The 3,478-nt window shown below is 59.8% G+C and carries 3 protein-coding genes and 2 pseudogenes; 3 read left to right on the top strand and 2 right to left on the bottom strand.

Features of this window, described 5'->3' with window-relative positions; genetic code table 11:
- Window positions 1–133 (top strand): annotated as a pseudogene (locus tag HW443_RS13420) (IS701 family transposase); the annotation flags it as partial.
- Here HW443_RS13420 and HW443_RS09950 read toward each other — a convergent pair.
- Window positions 109–327, bottom strand: a complete 219-nt coding sequence (locus HW443_RS09950) for a family 1 glycosylhydrolase (RefSeq protein ID WP_176231850.1) — start codon at window positions 325–327, stop codon at window positions 109–111. The pseudogene HW443_RS13420 and the gene HW443_RS09950 overlap by 25 nt on opposite strands.
- 212 nt (window positions 328–539) lie before the next feature.
- Here HW443_RS09950 and HW443_RS09955 point away from each other — a divergent pair, with 212 nt between their 5' ends.
- Together HW443_RS09955 and HW443_RS09960 are read left to right on the top strand one after the other, a co-directional pair.
- Window positions 540–1,412 carry a nitrilase-related carbon-nitrogen hydrolase gene (locus HW443_RS09955; protein WP_176238130.1) on the top strand — a complete coding sequence of 291 codons (873 nt, stop codon included), beginning with the start codon at window positions 540–542 and terminating at the stop codon, window positions 1,410–1,412.
- Window positions 1,409–2,452, top strand: a complete 1,044-nt coding sequence (locus HW443_RS09960; RefSeq protein WP_176238131.1) for a nitrilase-related carbon-nitrogen hydrolase — start codon at window positions 1,409–1,411, stop codon at window positions 2,450–2,452. The genes HW443_RS09955 and HW443_RS09960 overlap by 4 nt, the downstream gene beginning before the upstream one ends.
- On the opposite strand, the pseudogene HW443_RS13425 reads toward HW443_RS09960, so the two are convergent.
- A pseudogene (locus tag HW443_RS13425) lies at window positions 2,431–3,435 on the bottom strand (MFS transporter). The gene HW443_RS09960 and the pseudogene HW443_RS13425 sit on opposite strands and share 22 nt — an antisense overlap.
- Window positions 3,436–3,478: the final 43 nt, after the last annotated feature.

Below are 3,478 nucleotides of genomic sequence, written 5' to 3' on the forward strand. Positions count from 1 at the left end.
GGCATTTCTGCGTTTGGAGATACACAAGTTGCGAACGGGAAATAGTTGGTATGAGGCAAAGGTGTCCATTATCAGGGAGGCAATACGGGCTTATCTGGGTAACCCTACCTACAGTCTTACTCCAACTGCGTAAGTCCTAAATTTAATTAAGTCGAAGTCCTCTTTATACCTCTGGTAGTGTTCGCAAGCCGGATGGGAAGAATCACCGGTCTTTATTCTGCCCTCTTTTTCCCATAACCACCAATCATTATAAAAGTTGCCACCTTCAACCTGGTGGCTGGATGTTGCGGTTCCCCACAGGAATTTTTTATGCTTTAATTGTTCCATTATAATCTCCTAACCAAATACCTTAGTTTCGTAGGGTTTAAATGATCCAACTTTTTCGGTGTTGATAAAAACTCTTAGCATTATTGGGAGCCTCTACTCTAAATTTTAACTAAGTCTAGCAACTAAGTCTAGCATCCCTTTCGAGTACATTTTTAAATGAGGCGACGAGGAGCTTCGGAACCATCAGGTGGGAAAAAGTTGAGGGTGAGCCTATGCGGGTAAGGACACTGAGTTTTGCCGGGAGTACTTTTACCTCGCGGCAAGAATACCTGGACTATCTGGACGGCTGCCTGGCGTCGCGGGAAAAGTGTGACTTGCTGGTCTTCCCCGCCCTTCTTTCGCTACTCCTCGCCTGGCGCTTCGGGGAGCTGGGGAGCCCAGGGGACCTGGCTGAGGCTGTGCGGGCCTTGGTCAGGCTGCCCGCCGCCTGGCAGGATGACCTGGCCGAGACGCACCGGGCGCTTGCCCGCGGGCTGTCGGTCCACCTGGTTCCCGGCACTTCTTTCACCGTCGAGGGAGACAGGGTCTTTCAGGAGGCCTGCCTGATCTCTCCAGAGGGGGAAATCCTCGGCAGCCAGCGGCAGGTGTTTCTTTCCCGGGAGGAGCGGCAGTGGGAGCTTTCCCGGGGTGAAGAGGTACCCGTCTTTGCCACAGAACTGGGGATGCTGGGGATCATCGTGGGCACCGACGCCTGGTACCCCGAAACGGGACGGGTCCTCGCCCTGCAGGGGGCCGAAGTGGTCTGCCACTGCGGCGCGCTGCCCGCCGGGGAAAACTGCTGGTGCCAGTTGGCGGGGATGTGGGCGCAGGTGCAGCAGAACCAGTTTTTCTGCGTGGAGAGCCAACTGGCGGCGGTGATTGCCGGCCGGGAATTCGCAGCGGAGTCGCTTATTCACGCTCCCTGTGAGATGACGGCAGGGTATACCGGCATCGTGGCCGGAGGTGGGCTGTCCGGCGAGCCGCTGGAGGCGCACCTGGACCGGGAGGCGCGCCTTGGGGTCATTCGCCAATACCCGTTGTTGAAACTGCTGGACCCCGCCGCCTACAGCCCGCTGGGCTGCCGGGGGGGGGGTGGGAACCCGTGAAAGTCAGGGAGCGGCTGCTTTTGCGCTACCTTGACTGGCGGACACGCCGTGCGTTGCTGGACAGGCATTTACGCGGCCAAAAAATAAGCCCATCGGGCAACTGTCAGACGATTGACCGCCGGCGGGTGCGCGTTGGCGCCGCGCAGCTTGAGGTGAGGCTCTTTAGTGATCCCCGGGAATATATCGACGAAATGTGTAGGTTTACGGCGCTGGCGGCCGCCCAGGGCGTACAACTGCTGGTCTTTCCGGAATACAACTCCCTGCAGCTTTTGCGGCTCATCGCGGGCATCACGGCGCTGACCGAAGAGATGGTGAAAGGGGAAGGTGTCTCCCCGGTAAAGCCGGCCGACCTTTTCCGCTTTGCTGGCCCGGGGTTCGGGCGAGTGGCAGAGCTGACCTTTTCCTTTCTCTCCCGTGCCCACGGCATCTACATCATGGCGGGCAGCTTCCCACTGCCGGCGGGCAGGCAGGTGCTCAACAGGGCGCTGCTTTACGGGCCGGACGGCAGGCTCATAGGGTGTCAGGACAAGGCACACCTGACGCCCCTGGAAGACGATTGGGGCCTATCACGGGGAGGGTCGTTTGCCGTATTCCCGACGCCGCTTGGCCGGCTGGCCATGCCCGTTTGCATGGACGCCACCTACTTCGGGACGTTCCGTATCCTGGAGAGCTTGGGCGCGGAAATCGTCATGGTGCCCATCGCCAACCCCGAGCCCTATAACTTCTGGCTGGCGCTGCGGGGTGTCTGGCCCCGCGTCCAGGAAAGCCAGGTCTTTGGGGTGAAAAGCGCATTGGTTGGCAGTCTGTTCGGCCGCACGCTGACCGGCAAAGCCGGCGTCTTCGCTCCGCTTGAGCTGACGCAGCGGCGAGACGGCGTCCTGGCCGAAACGGAGTCGGCGGAGCGGGAAGGTTTCGTCGCCGCCACGCTGGATCTGGAGGCCTTAAGAGAACTGAAAGCAAACCACCCTTACCTGAGGGACGAAAACCCGGCGCTGGCGCGCAAGTACTTTCCCGCCGTTTACGGCCAGGCGTCGCGCTGAGCCGGCGCGGAAGGGCGCTCCTTGGCGCGCACATCTTTTTCCGGGTAAAAGAGGAAGATTATACCGCCCGCCAGGACAAACAGCGCCGCCACCGGCCCCGTTAGCCTCACGCCGAGCGGATTGGCCGCCGTGGCGCCGAAAAAGTGCAGCAAAAGCCCGGTCAGGAACGTGGATAGACCCAGTACCGTCTTCAGGACCAGCCCCTGTGTCCCGAAATACATGGCTTCACGCCTCTGCCCGGACAGGTCCTCCTCCAGGTCGGTGCAGGCGGCGACCATGGCGTCGGGCAGGACGAACAGGCTGGACAGGGGCAGTCCGGCGAAGGCTGAGACGGCTAAGGCAAAAATGAAAGGGGCCAGGCCCAAAAACGGCTGGCCAAAGAAAAAGAACAGCAGCAACACCGGGACAAATAGGGACATGGACCCAATCATCACTGCTTTAGGTCCTGTCTTTTTGGCCAGGAAATTGACCAGGGGGAAGGCAAGAAAAGACACGCCGAACGTGGCGGCAAAAAGGGTGGAGGTCTCCTCCTTGGGCAGACCGAGCAGCAGGGTCACGTAAAAGGGCAGGCACAGCGTGACGATATTGAAGCCAAATCAGAAAGTGGTGTTGCCGGCCAGATAAATGCGGAAGGCCCTGTTGCGGAAGGTGGTGGCGACCGCCTTCCGCAGGCCCAGGCTGGCCGGCTTAGCCTCAGCGTAGTCCTTTTCTCGCACAAGCAGCGGCAGGTACATCAGGACCAGGCCGGCCACGGCCATGCTCCAAACCATCCCTCTAAGGTCAAGAAGCCGGATGAGCTGGCCCGAGCCCACCAGGGCGGCGGCGACGCCGAGGAGGGAAAACACCGCCCGCAGCGTAGCCAGGTCTAACCGGTCGCGCGCGGTGCGGGCTAGCTCGGGCATCAGGGCGAGATAAGGGGCGACGTAGACAGTAAAGAGAATGGGTTCTTCTCCCTTAAGTGTGGGTAACTGGCCTAAAAGCACCCCGTATCTTCAGGAAGAAATACTGCATATCTCTATACCCATA

Origin of the sequence: Candidatus Hakubella thermalkaliphila (assembly GCF_013281975.1) — a bacterium.
In the GTDB taxonomy this organism is placed as follows: Bacteria; Actinomycetota; Humimicrobiia; order Hakubellales; family Hakubellaceae; genus Hakubella; species Hakubella thermalkaliphila.